The sequence below is a fragment of the Candidatus Omnitrophota bacterium genome (assembly GCA_016929445.1).
GTDB lineage: Bacteria > Omnitrophota > Gorgyraeia > JAFGIU01 > JAFGIU01 > JAFGIU01.
In genome coordinates this window covers 42,313-63,159 of record JAFGIU010000041.1, presented here as the reverse complement: position 1 = coordinate 63,159, position 20,847 = coordinate 42,313, and the positions used below count along the sequence as shown (strand labels likewise).

The 20,847-nt window shown below is 56.1% G+C and carries 15 protein-coding genes; 9 read left to right on the top strand and 6 right to left on the bottom strand.

Going from position 1 to position 20,847, the window contains the following annotated elements:
• Positions 1-8 precede the first annotated feature (8 nt).
• From JW937_03680 to JW937_03640, 9 genes are all read left to right on the top strand, one after another.
• Entirely contained in the window at positions 9-248 is a 240-nt protein-coding gene (locus JW937_03680) for a membrane-associated protein (protein ID MBN1586514.1), read from the top strand.
• 94 nt (positions 249-342) lie between these two features.
• On the top strand, positions 343-1,329 hold the full coding sequence (locus tag JW937_03675; protein ID MBN1586513.1) for an NAD-dependent epimerase/dehydratase family protein: 987 nt from the start codon (positions 343-345) through the stop codon (positions 1,327-1,329).
• Positions 1,326-2,483 (top strand): DegT/DnrJ/EryC1/StrS family aminotransferase, encoded by a 1,158-nt coding sequence (locus JW937_03670; GenBank protein MBN1586512.1) that lies wholly within the window; start codon positions 1,326-1,328, stop codon positions 2,481-2,483. The genes JW937_03675 and JW937_03670 overlap by 4 nt, the downstream gene beginning before the upstream one ends.
• Position 2,484: 1 nt before the next feature.
• The gene (gene asnB, locus JW937_03665; protein MBN1586511.1) at positions 2,485-4,422 is read left to right on the top strand and encodes an asparagine synthase (glutamine-hydrolyzing); all 1,938 of its coding nucleotides are present in this window, start codon (positions 2,485-2,487) and stop codon (positions 4,420-4,422) included.
• Entirely contained in the window at positions 4,379-5,434 is a 1,056-nt protein-coding gene (locus JW937_03660) for a GNAT family N-acetyltransferase (GenBank protein MBN1586510.1), read from the top strand. The genes asnB and JW937_03660 overlap by 44 nt, the downstream gene beginning before the upstream one ends.
• Positions 5,409-6,047 (top strand): class I SAM-dependent methyltransferase, encoded by a 639-nt coding sequence (locus tag JW937_03655; GenBank protein MBN1586509.1) that lies wholly within the window; start codon positions 5,409-5,411, stop codon positions 6,045-6,047. The genes JW937_03660 and JW937_03655 overlap by 26 nt, the downstream gene beginning before the upstream one ends.
• Positions 6,023-7,195, top strand: a complete 1,173-nt coding sequence (locus tag JW937_03650) for a glycosyltransferase family 4 protein (protein ID MBN1586508.1) — start codon at positions 6,023-6,025, stop codon at positions 7,193-7,195. Before JW937_03655 ends, JW937_03650 begins: the two co-directional genes overlap by 25 nt.
• Complete coding sequence (locus JW937_03645; GenBank protein MBN1586507.1) at positions 7,192-9,276, top strand: methyltransferase domain-containing protein; 2,085 nt, start codon at positions 7,192-7,194, stop codon at positions 9,274-9,276. Before JW937_03650 ends, JW937_03645 begins: the two co-directional genes overlap by 4 nt.
• Positions 9,248-10,105 carry a hypothetical protein gene (locus JW937_03640; protein MBN1586506.1) on the top strand — a complete coding sequence of 286 codons (858 nt, stop codon included), beginning with the start codon at positions 9,248-9,250 and terminating at the stop codon, positions 10,103-10,105. The genes JW937_03645 and JW937_03640 overlap by 29 nt, the downstream gene beginning before the upstream one ends.
• Here the strand turns inward: JW937_03640 and JW937_03635 are convergent.
• The 6 genes from JW937_03635 to JW937_03610 all read right to left on the bottom strand — a co-directional run bounded on the left by JW937_03635 (position 10,009) and on the right by JW937_03610 (position 20,729).
• The gene (locus JW937_03635) at positions 10,009-11,937 is read right to left on the bottom strand and encodes a YdcF family protein (GenBank protein MBN1586505.1); all 1,929 of its coding nucleotides are present in this window, start codon (positions 11,935-11,937) and stop codon (positions 10,009-10,011) included. The two genes, JW937_03640 and JW937_03635, sit on opposite strands and share 97 nt — an antisense overlap.
• A gap of 21 nt (positions 11,938-11,958) precedes the next feature.
• The gene (locus tag JW937_03630) at positions 11,959-12,633 is read right to left on the bottom strand and encodes a hypothetical protein (GenBank protein ID MBN1586504.1); all 675 of its coding nucleotides are present in this window, start codon (positions 12,631-12,633) and stop codon (positions 11,959-11,961) included.
• A gap of 12 nt (positions 12,634-12,645) precedes the next feature.
• On the bottom strand, positions 12,646-13,521 hold the full coding sequence (locus JW937_03625) for a methyltransferase domain-containing protein (protein MBN1586503.1): 876 nt from the start codon (positions 13,519-13,521) through the stop codon (positions 12,646-12,648).
• A complete protein-coding gene (locus tag JW937_03620; GenBank protein MBN1586502.1) occupies positions 13,518-14,573 on the bottom strand; it encodes a radical SAM protein in 1,056 nt (351 codons plus the stop codon). Before JW937_03620 ends, JW937_03625 begins: the two co-directional genes overlap by 4 nt.
• 55 nt (positions 14,574-14,628) lie before the next feature.
• A complete protein-coding gene (bcp, locus tag JW937_03615) occupies positions 14,629-15,108 on the bottom strand; it encodes a thioredoxin-dependent thiol peroxidase (GenBank protein ID MBN1586501.1) in 480 nt (159 codons plus the stop codon).
• 206 nt (positions 15,109-15,314) lie between these two features.
• Positions 15,315-20,729, bottom strand: coding sequence for a methyltransferase (locus JW937_03610; GenBank protein ID MBN1586500.1), 5,415 nt, complete (start codon positions 20,727-20,729; stop codon positions 15,315-15,317).
• Positions 20,730-20,847 lie beyond the last annotated feature (118 nt).

The window sequence follows — 20,847 nt, the reverse complement described above, 5'->3', positions numbered from 1 at the left end:
GTGTTCGCTTGCATCGTTTGGATGTGGCCCGCTGCGCCCTGAGTGTGGGCGTGGCCTGGTCATCGTGCATCTTTTTGATGGGCCTCATGGCCCGAAGGGGCACCGGCGTGGAGCTGGTACGCCTCCTCTCGCGGATCTATCGGGGCTTTGGGCCCTCCTTCCGGGGCCTGCTGCTTGGATCCCTGTGGGCCCTGGCCGACGGCGCCCTGACCGGCGCCCTCTTTGCCCTGTTCGTGAACCTCTTCTGAGCCCGTTTCACGGTGTCAGGCACCGGTGCCTGGCACCGGTGCCTGACACCTGCTAGACTACAAGCATTTGGACATGCCTGACAGGGACGAATCCATGGATCTAAAAGGAAAGCGATTTTTGGTGATCGGAGGAGCCGGATTGATCGGTTCCCACACCGTAGACCAACTCCTCCAAGAGGATGTGGAAGAAGTCTGCGTGTTTGATAACTTCGCCCGCGGCTCCAAAGAAAATCTCAGCCAAGCGCTCAAAGACCCGCGCACCCGGATCTTTGAGCACGGCGGGGACATTTTGCACCCGGAGCTCTTGGATGCGGCCATGAAACGGATGGACGGCGTCTTCCATTTTGCCGCGCTTTGGCTACTGCACTGTGAGGAATACCCCCGCAGCGCCTTTGACGTCAATATCAGAGGGACCTTCAACGTGCTGGAGGCTTGCGCCAGGAATTCCGTCAAAAGACTTGTCTATTCTTCATCCGCCTCTGTATACGGAGACGCGGTTGCCGAACCCATGACCGAGGGGCATCCTTTCAACAACCGCACGTTTTACGGAGCCACCAAGATTGCGGGCGAGGCCATGGCCCGCGCCCTCTATCATCGCTACAAAAAAACAGACTCAGCCTTCGACTATGTGGGACTGCGCTATATGAACGTGTTTGGCCCGCGACAGGATTATAACGGCGCTTATGTTTCGGTGATCATGCGGATTCTGGATCGCTTGGACGAGGGACTGCCGCCTATTCTTTACGGGGACGGGTCTCAGGCCTATGATTTTGTGGCTGTGCAGGATTGTGCCGCGGCCAACCTTTGCGCAATGAAGTCCGAGACCGTGGATTCCTTTTACAACGTAGGAACGGGCAAGAAAACCACGCTCAAAGAACTGGCTGAACTGCTTCTGCAAATCACGGGATCCAAGCAGAAGATTGTGTATGAGGCCGCCGGACCGACTTTTGTAAAAAACCGCGTGGGGTGTCCGCAAAAGGCTCAAAAAGAACTCGGGTTCACTGCATCGGTCGGACTCAAGCAAGGGCTTGAACGGCTTGTGGAATGGCGTAACAAGGACAAAGTAGGAGCGGCCCTTTGAATAAATTGCGCTCGATTCAAATTTCCCAACCCTGCACCGGCGAAGAAGAGTGGCAGGCTCTCAAAGAACCCTTGATGTCGGGATGGATCACCCAGGGCCCTAAAGTCGCCGCGTTTGAACAGGCCTTCGCTTCGCGCCACCATGTGCGCTACGGACTCGCCGCAAGCAGCTGCACCACCGCCCTGCATTTGATCCTCGCCTCCCTGGAAATCGGCCCCGGGGATGAAGTCATTGTCCCCGCGTTTACCTGGGTTGCAACCTCCAACGCCGTGCTCTACTGCGGAGCAAAGCCCGTATTCGTGGATATTGATCCTCATACATTTAACCTGGACCCCAAGTCTTTGAGTGCAGCAATCACCCCAAAGACCAGAGCCATTATTCCGGTCCATCTTTTCGGTCTCTGCGCTGACATGAATGCGATCGCTGAGGCCGCGCAAGGTATTCCCTTGGTGGAAGATGCGGCCTGCGCTACGGGCAGCACTTACAAGGGCCGGCCCGCAGGGGGTTTGGGAACTGCCGCCGCGTTTTCATTTCATCCGCGCAAGTCGATTACCACCGGCGAGGGAGGCATGGTCACGACGAATGATAAGGCGCTCGCCGAATGCGTGGCCAAGCTCCGCAATCACGGAGCCGAAATCTCGGAAGAGCAGCGCCACCAAGGGCCGCAGCCTTATTTGCTGCCGGACTTCAACTTATTGGGATTCAACTACCGGATGACGGATCTTCAAGGCGCTGTCGGGCTTGTACAACTCGAAAAGCTCGACACCATGATTCAGGATCGAGCGCGCTGGGCTGCCTACTATATAGAGGAACTCCGGGCTATCCCCTGGCTTGAGCCTCCCCGCATTCCCGCTGATTGCGGGCATGCCTGGCAATCCTTTATCTGCACGGTGAACGAAACCCATGCTCCTTTTAGCCGGAACGAACTCATGGCCAAACTCCAAGAGCGCGGCATCAGCACCCGCCCCGGCACCCAATGCGTTCCTGATCTCGGGTACTATCGCAATCAGTTGCATTTCAATCCGGAAGACTACCCCAATGCACTGCGATGCGCGCAGCAAACCCTTGCGCTTCCTTTACACAACCGGATGCAGGCCGGCGATTTCGGATACATTGTGGAAACGTTGACAAAGTTGTCCAACGGAGCGGATTGACGTGTGCGGGATTGCCGGCATCTTCAACCGCTCAGGCAAACCCGTCTCCCGGAATGCACTGCAACAAATGACGGAGGCCCTGGCGCATCGCGGCCCGGACGGCCAGGGGCAGCACATTGACAACAACCTCGGTCTTGGCCACCGCCGCCTTGCGGTTCTCGACCCCACGCCAAACTCGCATCAGCCCATGCAAAGCCCGGACAGCCGCTACACCCTTTCTTATAATGGAGAAATCTACAACTTTCGAGAGCTCCGCACCGAACTCGAATCCTTGGGCTACCGCTTCCGCTCAAGCGGAGATACGGAAGTCGCTCTTTACGCGCTGATGGAATGGGGAATTGACGCGCTATCACGTTTTAACGGCATGTTTGCACTCGCCTTTTGGGATTCGCGCCAACGCGAACTGCTGATCTGCAGGGACCGTTACGGAATTAAACCGTTGTACTATGCCTTTTGCGGAAAGACTCTCCTCATTGGCTCTGAGGTCCAGGCCATCCTGGCAAACCCCGCATTCGAAATGTCCCCGGATATGGAAGGACTTTTGGAATACTTCACCTTTCAGAATTTTTTTACGGATCGCACTCTCTATAAAGGAGTGCATCTCTTGCCCGCAGGGTCTTATGCCCGGCTGGCGGAGAACTCGCAGGAACTCTCCGTTCATCGCTACTGGGACTACCGTTTTGTCGAACCCGCTCAAGTCCGGAGCGAGGCCGAGTACTCCGAAGAGCTTGACCGGCTTTTTCGCCAGGCAGTGAAACGCCAACTGGTGAGTGACGTCGAGGTCGGCGCTTATCTGAGCGGAGGCATGGATAGCGGGTCTATCACCGCCGTCGCGGCAAAGGAACTCCCCAATATCAAGACCTTCACCGCCGGCTTTGACCTGCATTCGGCCTCCGGGCTCGAACTCGGTTTTGACGAACGGGACAAGGCGGAGCGGATGTCTTACCGCTTTCAGACAGAGCACTATGAGATGATCCTCAAGGCCGGCGATATGGAAAGAGTTTTGCCGAAGATCATGCGTCACTTGGGCGAACCCCGGGTCGGCCAATCTTACCCCAACTACTGCGTGGCCAAGTTGGCGGCCCGCTTTGTGAAAGTGGTGCTTGCGGGAACCGGAGGAGACGAACTTTTCGGAGGCTATCCTTGGCGCTACTACAGCGCTGCCTCCAGTTCGAATTTCGAAGAATTCGTGGACCACTACTACCTCTACTGGCAGCGGCTCATTCCCAACCAGGTCATCAAAAAAGTCTTTAGCCCTGTTTGGCCCCAAGTCAAGGGGGTGTGGACGCGCGACATCTTCAGAGATGTGCTCAAACAACATCCCAACCAACTCAGATCGCCCGAGGATTACATCAATCAGTCCTTTTACTTGGAGGCCAAGACTTTTTTGCATGCGCTTCTCAACATCGAGGACAAACTGAGCATGGCGCACGGGCTGGAAACGCGTGTGCCTTTCCTGGACAACGACCTTGTGGACTTTGCCATAGCCCTCCCGGTCCGGCTCAAGCTCGGTAAACTGCGGGATTCTTTCCGGATCGACGAAAACGAACCCGGACCCAAGTCCGCCAAGTATTACTCCCGGACTCACAACGGAAAACTCTTGCTGCGACGCGTCATGGAGCGCCATCTCCCTGCAGAGATATCCCAGGCACCCAAGCAGGGATTCAGCGGACCCGATGCCAGCTGGTTCCGCGGCGAAAGCCTGGAATTTGTACGCCGGCAACTGCTCACGAAGAATGCCCTGATCTATGACTTTATGGACCGCAAAGCAGTCCACTGTCTGATCCGGGAGCACTTGGAGGAAAAGGTCAACCGCCGCCTCCTGATTTGGTCTTTGCTGTGTGTGGAAGAATGGTGCCAACAGAATCTGGGCCCCGGCTCAAAAAGAAACTCTAATGAAAATCGAAGTTCTCAACACATCCAAACAGCCTCAGTATGAGGCCTTTGCCCGCGCCTATCCCGGTGCGCTTCTATACCACTCGCTCAAGTTCAGGGATTTTCTCGAAGAGCTGCTGGGTTGCGCTTCGCACTATCTGCTGGCTTTGGAGGATAACGAAATCCTCGGAGTGCTCCCTTTGATGAAAACGCCCGGCCCCCTGGGCGAGGTTTGGAACTCCCTCCCCTTTTACGGCAGCAACGGCGGCCTCTTGGCCCAATCCGCAGAAGCGGCCCAATCCCTGATTGCCGCGTACAATGAGGTGGTTTCCGCGCCTCAAGTTGCCTCATCCACACTGATTTCTTCACCTCTGTGCCCCGATCCCCACAAAGGCCTCCGGCATAACTGCACAGACACCCGCACCGGACAAATCACGGTTCTCTCGCCGGAGGATCATTCAGAAGATTTCCTGCTCGCGCGTATCGCATCCTCTGCGCGCCGGAATGTGCGCAAGGCGCAAGCAGCGGATATTGAGGTGATCGTGGACAATACAGCGACCGGTTTCCTGGCCTCTGCGCATTTCTCCCACATGCAGGAGATCGGAGGCTTGGCCAAACCTCGCAAGTTCTTCGACATCTTCCCCAAACATTTTGAAGCAGAGAAGGACTACAATATTTATGTAGCACGTCTCCAGGGAAAACCGATCGCTGCTCTTCTTCTTTTTTACTCCGGCACCACAGTGGAGTACTACACCCCTGTGAGCTTGACCGAGCACCGCAACTTACAGCCTCTTTCCGCAATTCTGGCTAAGGCCATGACAGCGGCTGCCGCATCGGGCTATCAATACTGGAACTGGGGAGGGACTTGGGAGAGTCAGGAGCCTCTTTATCGCTTCAAGACAAAATGGGCTGCTTCGGACTATCCCTATACTTATTATGTCCAAGTGAATAATGCGAAACTCCGCAAACAAAGTCCCGGTACACTGCAAAAAGCTTATCCCGGATTTTATGTCTTGCCCTATTCCGAACTCTACCAAGGAGCTGCTCCTCATGAGCCCAAAAAAGTCTTCTCCTGATTCAAAACTGACTCCCATCGCCGATCTCTACACAGAAAGTCTGCAAGAGCACGGAACCCGATCCGCAGGCGTGGGCTGGAAGGATCCCAAGTCCCATGTCCTGCGCTTTGATAAACTGCTCACGGTCGTGCAACCCTCTTCCGGTAAAGTCAGCGTTAACGATCTGGGTTGTGGCTATGGAGCACTTTACAGACACATCGAAAAGAGCACCTCCATCAAACTAAAAAAATATTATGGTTATGAAATCAGCTATCCGATGTTGGATGCCGCAAACCACCAAATCTGCAACCCCAAGGTAGAGTTCCAGTTGAGTGACCATCTCACCCAAGAAGCGGACTATTCCTTTGCCTGCGGTATCTTCAATGTGCGATTGGAGCAGAGCGAAAAGGCCTGGACCGCATACATACTCAAGACGCTCAAGAATCTTGCAGAATTCTCAGTCAAAGGCTTCGCGTTTAACGCGTTAAGCATCTATGTGGACTATCGCAAGGATCATCTTTACTATGCGGACCCGATGTTCTTCTTCGACTACTGCAAAAAGAATTTTGGGAAAGAAGTGAATCTGCTCCACGACTACCCACTTTATGAATGGACCCTTACCGTACGGAGCTGATCCCCTTGGCCGCACTTCCTCCCACACCCAAGATCAACATTTACGGGAATGTCTGCAACAACGCATACTCTCTTGCCAAAGGCCTGCGGGCCGGAGGTCTGGATGCGCGTCTGATTTTGGAAGCCGATTGCCTCTGGCGCCCGGAGCAAGAGGATCCTGAACTCGAAGGCGCTTACCCGGATTGGATTCGGAAAGTCCCATCCCTAAGACTGAAGCGATTCGGCTTGGGAGACCGCAGTTTTGTGAAAACCCTGGGTGACTGCGATCTGGTTCACACTTTTTACTATGGCCCCATTTGGGCCCGGAAGACCGGCCGCCCCTCTGTTTTTCATACTTATGGCGGGGATCTCAATGTCTTCCCGTTCATGAAGGACAACCCGGTCCGCCGGTATTTGGCCTTCCGCCAAAGACAGGGATTGAGGGACATGGACCTCGTGCTGCTCAACAGCAATTTCGGAAAACGCGCGGCCGAACAACTCCAGCTGAAAAGGACCGCCTTTATCCCCCTCTTTCTGGATGTGGGGCGATTTCACCCTCTGGATCCGGAGGCCGTTGCCCGGGCCCGCGCAGAATACAATGCGGATTGGATATTTTTTCACCCCACGCGCCAGGCCTGGACAGATCAAACCGGCCCTTGGGAAAGAAAGGGTAACCACCGGCTTTTTCGGGCATGGGCGCAGTTCCTGAAAAAGACTCAAAAGAAGGCTCGGCTGCTTGCGATTGCCCACGGCCCGGATCTGGAGCACAGCCGCGCTCTGGTTCGCGAGCTGGGTATCGGGGACCATGTGCAGTGGTTACCCCGGATGTCCCGTCATGAACTCGTCAAGTATTACAATCTTTGTCATGCGGTCTTCGACCAATTTGTGATGGAGGACTACGGGACAATCGCTTCGGAGACATGGGCCTGCGAGCGCCCCGTGTTCATGAATCTAAAGCATATCCCGGAATTATTTGAGGAGGCTCCGCCCGTTATCCAGGTAAGCACTGAAAAGGAGATCCTGGCCGCGCTCATAGAACACACAGAGGATCCTCAGACGCTTAAGATCTTGGGCGCCCGGTCCAGGGAATGGGTAATGAAGTATCTTCAGGGCCCGAAGCTCTTCAACAGATACATGAACCACTACAACCGGCTTTTGGAAAAATCATGAAGACCCAGACCAAGTCTTTATCCAATTTAATGCTCAGCTATTCCGTTGCAGGCGGTCTCGCACAATTCATCAATCTTGTCGCGATTGTGATGGTGGTGCGGAACATCAGCGTGGCTCACTTCGGATTGGCGGATTTGCTCCGGACCGCCCAATGGTTCCTCACGGCCCTTGTGAACTTCAACATTTTTCAAAGCACCTGCAAATTCTATTTTGACACCGAGGACGAAAATCTGCGAAAGCGCATCCTGGGCGGGGGCATTAGCGTCCAGATCCTTGCGGGGCTGGTTTCCACGCTTCTTCTTCTGGCACTTGCCCCCCTGGCCCAGAGCATTTCCGGACTCCGCATCAGTGCAGGGGCGATCTGGCTGGTTGCCCTGGCAGTTATTCCCACAGCAGTCATGGAAGCCTTTGTGCAGGTTACCGTCACCGTAAAGCAACCGAAGGCCCATGCCGTTCTTCTCATTGCGCAAGCCGCTCTGACACTTTTGGGCGTCCTGATTTTTGTGCTGCTTCTCAAATGGGGGCTCGAAGGCTATTTAGCGGCATTGCTCCTGGCCTCAGTCATCTCTTCACTCATTGCCTTTCCAAGGCTGGCGCCGTTCATCCGCTTGGGGGTTTTAGTGGGATCACCACTCAGATATATCCGCTTCGGAGGCCCGTTCACCGCCACCACACTCATTCAATATGGCTTCGGCCTTTTCATCCGGCTCTTTTTGGCGCGCTTTGCTTCGGCCACAGCCATGGGATGGTACGGCTTTGCAGAGCGGGCCCAATCCCTGCTCACTTTAACCATCACCGGAGCAGGCAAAGCCTGGCTTCCCTGGCTCTTTGCCCGGCAGCCCAAAGCCTCTGATTCCGTTGCAGGTCCGGTCAGAGAGCTCAACGGAATCGTCCTTCTGGTTTTGGGGGGCATGCTCATTTTTCTCCGCGACCTCATCGCTTTGGCGGGGGGGACTCCTTACGCAGCCGCCCATACGCCTGCAGCCTTGCTGTTGATTGCCGCCTGGGTCTTTTTTCTCGGAGATTGGATTGTCTCCGGCGGCATGGCAGTTAAAGAACAGACCTACCACCGGATTTGGATTTACGCGATCTCCTACGGCGCTGCCATACTGCTTGCAGTGGGGGCTATCTCCCGCTGGGGCGCGGCAGGAGCCGCGATGGCCTATCTCCTGGCTTGCGTGTTGATCTTCATAGGCATGCTCTGGGTGAGCAAAAAGATCCACCCGCTACAACACGGACTCCGCATCCTTCTTCCCTCATCCCTCGCTGTAATCGGGCTCGCCCTGCTGCTAAGCTACGGGAGCGGGTTGGGATTCAAACTGTTGGGATTTTGTTTTTATCTTCTGCTCTTGCGGGGCCTGGGAATTCTGCCTCAAGGCACCTGGAAACGTATGATGGGAAAAGAGACCGAAGACGCTTCCGCAACTATCCACTTTCACCAAAACGCTTGGGTGGGGGACTGCTTTGTGAGCTCGCTCCCCGCAGGCACGCGAATTCTCAGTGTGGGCGAAGGTTACGGAGAACTCTTGGTGCGGCTTGCGCAGACCCATCCTTACCTGAGTTTTGTGGGAACAGATTTGGATCTGGAGCGCGTTAGGCACGGCAACCGTTTGGCCCAAGACAAGGCTCTGACAAACCTCGTCTTCTGCAATGCGGATATCACGCGGCTTCCCTTCCGGTCTGAGAGTTTCACTGTGGTCATTGCCCGGGGCGTGCTTCACATTCTTCAAAATCCTCAGGCCGGACTGGATGAAATCCGGCGCATCGGAACGCAACGCCTGTTTGTGGATCAAATCACCAACAGGCCCTTCTTTGCAGTCTGGTTCTGGCTGCTGCAGCAATGGGAGTACGTGCGCGCCTTCTTGCAAAGGCGCAGTCCCAACCGGGATATTTGGCAGGATGTGCTGCACAACCAACAGGCAAAAGGCACGTACTGGCCCTTGCACCGGTACCTCCAATGGTTTCAGGATGCGCGCCAAAAACAAGTTCATGCGAACTGCCTCTTTATCTGGGAAACAGCAAGACACAAGCCTCTATTAGGATGGATGGGTTATGCCGGAGCCATTGAAGTCTGGTACTGATTCCAAATGCACTGTGCTGATCACGCATGACGTCGATGCGCTGCACCGGTGGGACAGCGATCACCTCCGGCACTTGCTCCGGACATTTCCCGAATCCTGGAAAGAACAAGGACTCAAGGCGCCGGCCCGCATCCCCTGGGCACTTCTGCGCAGATTCTGGGATGCGCCTCCTCTGGCTGAGCGCATTTACCAAGCCTTTGTCCTGGAAAAGGAATATCAAGTCCACGCGACATACTTTTTCTTTTCTCCACTGCGAACCCATCGCAGGCTTCGCGACGGCTGGTACGGAGAGAAGACACGATTCCGGTCCGGGCAACGTTTATCCGCTTTTTGGGAGGAGCTTCAAGCATCCGGATTCGAGATCGGTTTGCACCTTTCGACCGGCGCGCATGAGAACCCGGCGGCAATCAAGGCGGAGTGGGAAAGCCTGAAGCAGCGCGTGCCGAAACTCGCCTGCAATCGAAGCCATTGCATGAAATTCAAACCCGGGCTGACGGATAAGGCCCTGAAGGAGGCCGGGGCCCTGGCGGATCTGAGCCTTCTGAAGCCCGATCCCGCCAGCGCCCTTTTGAGGATTCCGGCGGATCTCTGGGATGGTTATCTGGAAGCCGGGGGGCACAGCCCCGACGCTGTTGATTCTCTATGGTTTGAATGGGAACAGTCTTTAGAGGAAGCCTACGCCAATCAAAGATTACTGACAATCCTATTGCACCCCGAGAATGCCGGGGCCAATCAACTCCTGGAGCGGCTGCTGGAGTGGATCAAGACGCGGGAAGTCTGGACGCCGACTGTTTCGGAATTCCTCGCCTCAAATCCGCGAAGCCTGTAATAGATCAACCCCGCATACTCGTGCCACAAGGCCTTCCACTGTTCGCCGCGACTGCCGACCTCCGGATCAAAAAAGAGTGACGTGGTCTTCGGCACATAGCTCACCTGAACCCCGGACCAGTAATGCTGCACAAAATACCGGGTGCGCGCCATTGCATAGCCCGAATTCACCAATATGACTGATTCCACCCCGGACTGCTCCAGAACCGGAGCAAGCCGCCGAATATTGTCTTCCAGGTTCATGGCTTGGCGATTAATCCGGACGGCTTGTGCGGGAACCCCGTTCTGCTCCAGAATCGCGGCCATTTCATCCGTCTCCTTGACCACGTATTGATAACCCGAAGAGAGCAACACAGCCGGCGCAAACCCCTGAGCGTAGAGCTCCGCGCCAAACCTTGCGCGCTCATAGGTATTGGCACCGGGGCGTCCGCCTTCCCCCACACCGCCCCCGATAATCACAATCACATCACTTACCTGAGGCGTGCCGGCAATAACCAAAGGCGCCCCGGCCCAACGAATCGCGGCGGGACTCTGAAATATGCCGAATGCCAGCAGGAACGCTCCCGCAATTAAGGCAACTTTCAAACGCGAGCGGAGGTAAATCCGCCGCATACGCGCCTTCCACCGGAGTGGATCGTACTCCTGTTTCTCCTGCATCTTCTTCTCAATAAGCTCCGTCATCTTCTCGATCCTCACGGGCCATGTGTTTTGCATGGCCGCAGAAACGCGCCTCTCCCGCAGTTTTGCATCGCCGTCCTGAATCGCGGCGTTCACATACTGTCCAAACTGCTTCGCGTCCGAGGCCACGCGGATCAGATCCGGCGCTTGCCTTTCGAAATCCACCAGTTCCGGAATATTCGTCCCCACCACCGGCACACCCAGGGCCAGGTACTCATTGAGCTTAGTAGGATACACATTTTCCGTATAGGAAGTGCGGCGGTACGGAATGAGCCCGACATCAAAAGTCGAAATATAGTGCGGAAGTTCTTCATGCGGTTTCATGCCCAGAAGACGCACATTAGGATATTTCTTCAACATTGAGACATCTGTTTGGACCGGCCCCACAAATACAAAGCGCACATCCGGCTGGGCCTCAATGACCTCGGACAGAAGATCCAAGTCCATCCATTGGTGCAAACCGCCCACATAGCCAGCCACCTTCGTCGTGGTGGAAAGTTCCCGGGCTTCGGACGGGGCCTTTTCCTGTTGCTTGGATTGCGCCACAAAACGCTCCAGATGCACACCAAAGGGAAACTTGTGCACCTCCTTGGCATACTGTTCACAATACTTGCCCAAAGCCGTGGAAGTCACAAACACAAGATCAGCGCGCTGCAACATGCGTTTTTCAGGCTCAGCCACGCGTTCAAAGGCCTCCTTGGAACTTTCGGTAAATTTATCAATGCAATAGTAAACAAGTAATTTATGATCCAGGCGGTCCGAAATATCCCGGACCAAGTCTGTGGGCAGAAAAGTCCAGAGGATGGAATTGTGAAAATTCTCGGCGCGGGAAAAGCGCTCCAAGTTGCGGAGGATGAGCTTGCGATTAATCCAACGGGCCAGGCGCGAATAAGGAAAAGGCAAAACCAGGGGCGAGTAGATCCAGAGCCGGTCCTGCTCCTGGCGGATCCCGCCGAAGCCCCGGGCCCAGTTGCGGATACGGCTCCTTAACCGGCTGAAATCCTTCAGTTTAGGACTTCGAACCCCAGTATTCTCCACAAAGAGAACGCGGTTTCCCTTGGCCGCCAGATCGGACATGATCTCCTGGTGGCCCTGCCACACAAAGTCCCAGTCAATGGAGCTGAAACAAATAAAGGTCTGATCGCTTAGGCTCATGGTCTTATCATTGTAACGGATTTAGGGTGCCGGGAGATCAATCTCACAGGCGGGATTGGTGGGCAATGCGCCATACCGGGCCCCGAGCACACTCACCTTTTGATTCACTTCCCGAATCCGGTCCTCCGCAAACCACTGAATCACCTGGCACAAATTCACGCGTTGATACTCAAAGAGCATTGCCCCAAGATCCCCGGGACTCATACCCGGTTTTGTCGTGATTGCCGACTGGATGATAATGGGGCCTCCGTCCGGATCCTCTGTGCAGAGATGGATGGTGCAGCCGGCAACCCGCGCTCCGCTGTGGATAGTGTCCTCGAGCGCGGTAAATCCCTTGAAGCTGGGTAAGAGGCTGGGGTGGGTGTTGATCATGCGGCCCTGAAAACGAGCCAACAAGGGCGGAAAGACCAGGCGGTTGTAGGACAAACACACCAAATCAATCTCATGCGGGCGGAGGATAGCGTCCATTTTGACAGAGACTTCCCGGGATCCCTCGCCTGCACCGGCTTCCACTACATGAGTTTCAATCCCGCACTCGCGCGCCTGCGCCACTGCGCCGCACTCCCGATCGGACAGAACCAGGCTCACTTCGGCGGGAATCCGGCGCGCGCGGCAAGCCTCAATCACAAAACGCATCAATCCGCCGTTGCCCGATACCAAGAAAGCAAGTCTGAGCTGCTTAGTTTTTGAAGCCATGATCCCCTGCGCCTAAAAGTGAACATCCAAAGCACCGGAATAGCCGAAGCGTCCCCAGAAAGGATGGTGCGTACCAGTCTCCCAAACAAAAAGGTAGTTGGTCAAAAGCTTGACCTCTCTGCATCCTCTAAACCACTGTTTGTAATATGTTACGGAGCGCCATATTCCGCCCAACTCTCGGGTCTGTGCAATGTCTCCCCAAATCCGGGTATTGGGAAGGCGGCCCTGCAGGTGCGCACGCAGATTCTCATAACGCTGGAGCAACCAAAACCAGATCAAGTCATAAGGATGATTGCCCAGTTGGTCCACCAAGAGCCGTTTGCCGATCACACGTTTGAGTTCGGCCACTGCCGAGAGAGGATCCGGAAGGATCTGCAAAAGTCCGCGTGCATAACCGAATTCGAAACTTCCGGCTGCAAAGGGCAAGCTTCCTGCGCTGGCCAAACAAAACCACGCGTTCTTCAGACCCAGTCGGTCACGCAAGGCAATCGCATGTGAAATGCGATCCACTGCAATTTCCGTCCCTATCACGCAAAGATCAGGACGCCGCTGAGCAATCCGCAACGCAAATTCTCCATAGCCCTCTCCCACAGAAAGCACTATCCGCCCCGCAGGCAAAGCCTCTACTGCAGCATCCCCGATCCAAGGCTTGGCCCTGACGGCTTTCCACTTTCTAGACAGGGCCTCTGCATTTAGCGGCAAGATACCTGCACTTGCCGTTTCCGGCTCCTTCATGAAATTGGGGATGGGATGAAGAGGATACTTCCTGCCCGAGGACGCACAGACCAAGGATTCCTCCTCCAATCGAAGCGAGGAAGCACCCGGACCCGGCGCCCTCAGTACGGCCAAAACCCATTCAGGGATAGGAGAAGTCTTGGATTGAATCACGACCGATGCATGCGCACAAAAGGCTTTGTTCTAAACAAGGCCTTGATCCCGTTTACTATTTTCGCCGCCGCCCTGCGCTGCCAAGGAATATGGAAGCTCCCGTCTTTGCGCTTTGAGAAGACGGAGGGCGTCATGCTCCAGGCATCACATTCTTTGCACGCCGGGATTTCGCTCCACCTTCCCTCAAGATGCATGATGCGATACGGCTCTAAGCTCCTCCAGTATTCTTTCAGGCTGTGAGTGCGCACATTGGCTATTTTGTGCTTCCGGTCCTTCCATTGAATCGGATAACACATGAGGAAATCGCCCGTGCTCCTGACAGCACCGCTATACCAAAGCATTCCGCAGGGATAGCGTTCCGGCGTTTGCTCCGGATTAAGACCGTGTTGGGTCATACCCGCCGTATCATAAAGCTTGCGGAAATAGATCTCATCCACCTTATCCCGGTACTTTTGAATAAAAGGCACGGCTCGGTCTCTAAAATCTAAGGTGTCATAAATGAAGACTTCAAGGCCCGGCTTTTTGGACTCACCGCGCGCCTCTGAGAGCATGAGCAGATTATTGACCACTTTTTCAAAAGGGACCTTGGTTTGGGTGATAAAGGCGTAGCCCTCAGGGTCTGGGGCAAAAAGAGAGAACTGGACAAAATCCAGCCCAGAGCTCACAAGGGCCTGGCACCGTTCCGGCGTCAAAAGGGTCCCGTTCGTGGAGATGATTGTGTTGACCTGAGGTTTACGGCTTTTGAGGCGGGCAATGAACTCTTCCAGATGATCGAACTGTAGAGTTTCCGCAATCGCAGAAATATCAAACCAGAAATCCGAACGATTCGGCACTGCGGCAACCAGGTGCTCGAAAGTTTCCGAATCCATGGCAGAGGCCGTGCCGTAGGTGCTCCGCACTTCTTTGGCGCTAAAACCACAGACCCGGCAGTTTAGATTGCAGGACTGCTCATTAAAGGAGACATTCAAGACGCCACAGGATTCCCCCCGTAGGATCGCCGCGGAATCCGAAGCATACTCACGAAGTTTTGTGATAGCGCCAGCCAAGCTCATAGTCCCCCTATTGTAGCGGATTTACGGAATTCGGGAATTCCGTGGCTGACAATTCTCAGTTCTTCTTCAACCACTCAATCACCTCATCATTGTGCCCCTCGGCCTTGACTCTGGGATAGATCTTCCCGATCTTGCCGTCCGTATCAATGATGAAGGTCGCGCGCTGCACACCCATGTACTTTTTGCCGTAATTGTTCTTCTCGACCCACACGCCATAGGCCTCGCAAAGACTGTGGTCTTCATCGGACAAGAGAACGAAGGGCAGCTCGTGCTTGTCGATGAACTTGTCGTGCTTCTCGATGCTGTCCGGGCTCACGCCCAAAATCATCGCGTTGAGTTCTTCAATTTCGTCAAACTTATCCCGGAACCCGCAGGCTTCCACCGTGCAACCCGGGGTGTCGTCTTTGGGATAGAAATAGAGAACCACTCGCTGAGAGCCCTTGAAATCCTTGAGCGCGATCTTCTTGCCGAGAGTGGAAGGCACATTGAAGGCCGGCGCCTTGTCGCCTTCCTTGAGAGGTGTGAGTTCAGTCATTAAATTCTCCTTTTTAGGGACTGGTCTCAATTACTCTTTACAGCACAGTGAGTTATGTAAGGTCCGTCCCCATTCCCCAATTCCTGCGGAGGGGACGGGTCTCGCGTAACCCACTGGCCGGCAATGAGATGGCGAGACCTGTCCCTGAATGAGGACAGAATGAATTAGTATAGCGAAACAGGGTGGGACGGCAAGGGTGAAAGTTTCTAGATGGAGGATTCCAGGGCTGCTGCGGCAACGGCCAGTTCTTCAGGCTTGTGAACCCAGTCCAGAGCCCTGTCAAAGCGTGGATTCCCCAAGGTTTGGAAGCGGCGCCACGCCTCGCGCCCTGTGTAAAAGGAGCGCATGCCCGGCCCCTCGGACTCAAAGTGCCCCAGCCCCAATCCCCCGGCTTGGAGAATGCGCCACAGCTCGCGCCACTGCGCCTCCAGCACAGCCACCGCCTCTTGCTGATTGGCCGGCCCTCCGGCCACGGTGACGGCCAGATCCCTGTCCACGGAGCCGAACGCATAGACAAACCCATAGCGCGCCTCTTCCAGCAGGCCCGCATTTTGCCCGAAGCGGGCGTGGTGGATTGTTCCCACTCTGTGCAGCAAAGCTTCATTCTCCCCGCCTTCCGCTTCAATTTCCTGGAGTCTTCTCAGCAAAGACAGTACGTTCCGGTTCGACACTTCCATCACATCCACACTCCCGCTATCCAGAGCCTGAAAATGGGACACAAGCGCATCCACCTCTCCCAGAGTCGGCCCGGGGCCGACCACCAGCAACGGCCCGCCAAATTCATGCGCTTCCGGCAGGGAGGCCTCGTAAACGCCCAGCAAACCCAATGCCTTCGCTTTGACGCTTTCGGCGATCCTTTCCGGGTCATCATAGATGACTCCGTCTTTGCCCCGCGGCATCAATTCCTCAAATCCTTCGGCGCCCTTATGAATCGTCAACCGCCACTCTCCGGTTTGCAGCCGCGTCACCGAGTAAGGCACTCCGTTAAATTGTTGGAAGTTTGATCCCGGCAGAGTCTCTGAAAGAATCTCTATCAGAAGGTCCAGGTCGCCGGTGACGACTGCAGGACCCGCTGCAGAATCCTCCGTGGCCCCGGGCACCGCAGCCTGCTCGCGATAAAAATCCATATTCCATTGGACCGCAACCACCTGCTGGTAGAGGTCCCTGTCCACCACCTCCACCCAAAAAGCCTCCCCGTGCATCTCCCGGACCCTCCTTTGAACAGCCACCTCATTGCTCACCATCAGCAGCAGGCCTCCCGGGGCGTTCAGAACCCGCGGTAATTCCCGCAGCGCTTCGTTCAACAGGCGGCCTCCGGGATCCTGTGTTGCCGTGGCCGCTTCCGCCGCACCGGCCGCATGGACCGGCCTCGGGGCGGCAAGAACAATCCAATCCACCTTTCTGTTAAATCCGCGCAGCCCGTCCATGCGGATGGACTCCACCCCGCTCACTGCTCCGCACAATTTCGCGGAAATCTCTCCATTACTGGCCCCCATCGGATCGATATCGGACATGATCACATAACACTCCGGCAACACACTGCCGATCACTCCGGTCCCGCATCCCAGATCCAAGACCGTGGAGCCCGGCCTGATCCGCTGTTGCGCGATCAAAGCGAGCGGATCGGACACTCCCGGAGGCCATACCCCAGGGAGAACCGGGATGCTCGTGCGTTCTATTCCGAACTCGTCGTTTAGGAAGCCCTGCCTGACCTCTTCCACCTGATTCCACTGAGAGGCTCCGCCTTTCTGGTTTATATACCGGTCCATCCGGTCCACCGCACCCTCGCCGCCCGTCAACAGCAGGTATTTGAATCCCTCCGGCGTGGCGGCCACCGCGGCCAGCAGACCTTGAGAATCCTTAACGGCAAAGGCGCGCTGGACCTGTGAGCCGGAAAACAGGCGCTTCTGAACAAACGGATCGATCCCGATCGGCGCTTCCCAATACAGCCGCCCACTGCGCTGCCAGTCCAGCTCCGGGGCCCCTTCTCCCGTGGCCCCACGCAGACACGCCTCGGCAATGAGTTGGCTTTCTTCCCGCGTGAAGTCCCAAGGCCTCCAAACCGAGCCGCGCTGTCTGGAGCCCACGTTGGCGCGCTCCAAATAATCGTCCTCATACGCGCTTTGCGCATCTCTCCACTGCATCAACTCCCTCCTGCGCCGATTCAACATGCGTGCCGCATCCGGAAAAAGCGCCCGCGCTTCAGCCCGCTGCAAATGACGATCCACGGCCGCGTAAAGCGCGTCCGCCGACTCCATTGCCTGGATTCGCGAAATGAACTTGTGAGACAACGTTCTCTGATCGCTCAAATCCCCATACGGCCGCAGCTCCTCCTCGGCCACAAACCAGGTGGCGAATTCCACCAGGATTTCTCCAATCTCCGGTTCGGCTTGAATATCCACGCCCCAGCGCTGCAACATCTCCGGCAAAATCCGGCCCACTATAAGCTTTGCGTAGGGATGCGCATTCGCGGATCTATCCACACTCGCTCTTCTGGTCCCTCCTACCCGTTCTCTGCTTTGCCTCGCCTTCCAGGCAAAGGTGGACCGGCCCATAAGGATGTCATCCAGATGATCCGGGATCTCTTCCAAAACAAGAGAGTCAAAGGCGTCTCCGTCTGAGTAGCCGTTCTCTGCCGCGGCCAATTCGCTGGAGGACGCATATCCGGCCGCGTGCCGCTTGAGGTAGAAGACCAAATGCTTGATTTCCGTTTGCAGAAGCCTCTTCATTTCCGAGGGCGCCCCATTCAGTTCGGGCAGCTTTACTCGGATTTCAAAATCAAAAGAACCGCGCGCCGCGATCTCTGCGCCCGCACCCAACCAGTCGGCGATCGAAAATACGACCCGTCCCTTGTGCAGGTTGTATCCCTGAATCACCATTTCCAATGCGAGCACGTCGGCAATATGGGATTCATACAGATCGAGCGCCCCATTAGCCGGAAGATTGCGCCAGTCGAGCGGAGGATTCGGCCCCAACAGGGCCTCGCGATAGCGGAAGAACTCCGCCAGCTTGTCCGGAGCCGTCTGCCGCAATCTTGCAAGCACGCCCGTATCCAATCCCTCAAGGGACTGTACGAGGTGCTCTCTGCGATCTCCAAGCTGGGCATACGTATCGCGATCTGTAAAAACACCTTCCAACGCCCCGCCCGCTTTGGTTAACTGCGCGTCCGTTGCGTCCACAATGCGTTGCTCCAGGGCCACCGCGGCCGCCCCTCCGAGCCCCAATTGTGCCGAAAGCATCTCCGCCTGCCTGCGCCGCACTTCCTCGGCCATCTCCTCGGCGATCAGGGCCATCAAGTGTTCCGGCGCATAGCCCTCCGCACGGTGGAGCGCCTTCTCAACCATGGCCTTGGACAAATACACCACCAGCCGCTGCTCCCGCCCCGGCTCGCCATGCAACCCGCGGCCCGCATGCGCGAATTGCACGGACACACTCTCCAGATCCTCGTGCAGCTCGGCCGCCAGGAAGTCTTCTTCGGTGTCCAAAAGCACGATGGACGTGTCTTTGATGTGGATCATTTCGCCGGTGGGAAGGCCGGAGGCAATGCGGGCTTGTCCGTTGAGAAGAGCGGAGAGCGGAATCTGCAGGGGCGGGGCGCGCAGCATTCCGCCGGCCGGGGATTGGGAGGCCGGGAGCTCGATCCCGTCCAGGATCAGAGGCGCCCCGCTCTCGTCCACCGCATCAAAGCGCTGTTGCAGATCGGCCATAAACCCGCCCCAAGACCCTTGCAGATCCTCCGGCAAGGGAAGCGCCTCACGCAGCAAGGCCCCCTCCTCCACGCCCTCACCCGCCCGCCACGCCTGGTACTTGTCGCTCATAAAGGCCACCCGGTTCATTGTGCTGTGGCCTACTTCACCTGCCCGCGATGCCGTGTTGGCGCCGGGCCGGTCTTCTTCCGCAGCTCCCGTTCCTGTGTCCGGCAACTCCGTTACATAGCCCATACTCCGCACCGCCGCGCCGGAGAAGAGCGGATCGCCGCTATCCGCGACCTTTCTTATGCTGGAGGCGATGGGCCTTGCAAATGGAAAGGCCATCACATAGTCCTTTACGTCCGCGGGACGGAAGGCTCGAACACTGTTCAGATAGAACCACATGTTGTTGGCGGCATTGAGACGCTTCTGATACATATCCGCGGCCTGAAGCAATGCCAACACGCCCTTCTGATCCCCGGTCAGGGAGATACCTTCCCAATATTGGACGCGACGGGGAATGTCCTGCGCTGCGGGCTTCTGTGCCTCTGCGAGGCGCGGGCCTCGATGAGACTCTGGGGACAGATCGAACTCCAGCTCCTGGGAAGCGTGGTGGTGCGTCAGATACCGGAAGTCGTCCAGCATCCGGGTCACGGCACGACCCCGGAAACTCAACGGCTCCAAAAGCGCCCGCACATCCTCCCTCAACAGGAACTCTTCGTAGCGGCCTTTGGAATGATGATCCAGCGGATTCTTGGCGCTACTGCGAGTCACCAACAAATCGAACCGGGGCTGAACCGCATTGTAGCGGGTCATCCATGCGGGATCGACTTCATTCCCGCGCTCATCAACCGCCAAGTTGAGGTCCTCCAACAATTGCGGAAATCCGCCTCGAAGGTACTTCTCGGCCGAACTGTCAATGCCCAGTTGCCGGGCAACCTCCTTAACCACAATTAGATCGCTGGACTCCGTGTAATAATCCCCCCAGTCGTGGGTAAGGGCTGTGAAGTAGACTTCCAAGATCTCGTCGGAAGAAATCTCAAAGCGATCCCGGTTTTCGTACAGCAAAACCAACAGCATGCTTCCCATCCGCCCCAGGTGATCCTGAATATTCGGGACCTGCCAATACTCACTGTCATTTTCGGGTTCCGGTTGGGGAGTCATCACCAGAGAAAGCAATAAGCGTCGCACACTCAGAAAAGAGTTAATCTCGTGTTCTTGAAGGAGCCCTTTATCCAATAACCATCGAACTGTCTCCACCTCTTCCACCACCATCAACAGTGCGAGCTTGTGATTGAGATGACGGCGGAAATTAGGAAGGTCTTCCAGTACTGAATCAGAGTACGGATAGGTGCGCTCGTAGCGTTCCTCCTCCAGAGCCAGCAAACGCTCGTATGCAGAGGGGTCTTGCTCCAAAAGCGCCCGGAGCGCTGCAGAACTCTCCGCCAATGCCGGATGAGGCCAGCCTCTGGGCCCGGAAGAATCCAGGCGCTCAAGCGCCTTTTGTGCCATCCCTGCCACCAGCTCAGCCTGCCCGTCCTCCAGGGCCAACTCCACCATTCTGTTGTGAAGAAATGCTTCCTGCTCAGCCCCAACCAGGCCGAGCAGTTGCGCACGGCTCTCGGTGGGCAGCATAAGCACACGCTCCTTGACTCCCGGAGCAACCAGCCATGCGTCCATTGCCGCGGCAACCTCGCCTTCATACCTGGCCCGCACTGCCAAGTTTTGGTGCCTGACACCGGTGCCTGACACCGGTGCCTGACACCGGTGCCTGGCACCGAGGTCAGAGGTCCATGCGCAATCCACGCTGGAAAAGAAGAAGACTTGGGCAATCAGCAGGGCCACTGGCCGCATGACAGCCCAGCCCCGAAGGGCCCAAAAACCGCGGGGCTTAAATGACTTCAAAGGAGGGTGGGAGCGAAAAGGATGCATAAGCTCAAGTCTAGCATCCAAACCGACTTATTTCAATTATTGTGAAAGTTTTAATAACTACGGGTTGTAGGGGACGGTTCTCGCGTAAGCTGCCGTGATGAAAGGGGTAATCAAGAAC

Coding starts and splice junctions, on each gene's coding strand:
- JW937_03675 (MBN1586513.1), top strand. CDS start 343: ATGGATCTAAAAGGAAAGCGATTTTTGGTGATCGGAGGAGCCGGATTG.
- JW937_03660 (MBN1586510.1), top strand. CDS start 4,379: ATGAAAATCGAAGTTCTCAACACATCCAAACAGCCTCAGTATGAGGCC.
- JW937_03655 (MBN1586509.1), top strand. CDS start 5,409: ATGAGCCCAAAAAAGTCTTCTCCTGATTCAAAACTGACTCCCATCGCC.
- JW937_03650 (MBN1586508.1), top strand. CDS start 6,023: ATGGACCCTTACCGTACGGAGCTGATCCCCTTGGCCGCACTTCCTCCC.
- JW937_03645 (MBN1586507.1), top strand. CDS start 7,192: ATGAAGACCCAGACCAAGTCTTTATCCAATTTAATGCTCAGCTATTCC.
- JW937_03640 (MBN1586506.1), top strand. CDS start 9,248: ATGCCGGAGCCATTGAAGTCTGGTACTGATTCCAAATGCACTGTGCTG.
- JW937_03635 (MBN1586505.1), bottom strand. CDS start 11,937: ATGAGCCTAAGCGATCAGACCTTTATTTGTTTCAGCTCCATTGACTGG.
- JW937_03630 (MBN1586504.1), bottom strand. CDS start 12,633: ATGGCTTCAAAAACTAAGCAGCTCAGACTTGCTTTCTTGGTATCGGGC.
- JW937_03620 (MBN1586502.1), bottom strand. CDS start 14,573: ATGAGCTTGGCTGGCGCTATCACAAAACTTCGTGAGTATGCTTCGGAT.
- bcp (MBN1586501.1), bottom strand. CDS start 15,108: ATGACTGAACTCACACCTCTCAAGGAAGGCGACAAGGCGCCGGCCTTC.
- JW937_03610 (MBN1586500.1), bottom strand. CDS start 20,729: ATGCATCCTTTTCGCTCCCACCCTCCTTTGAAGTCATTTAAGCCCCGC.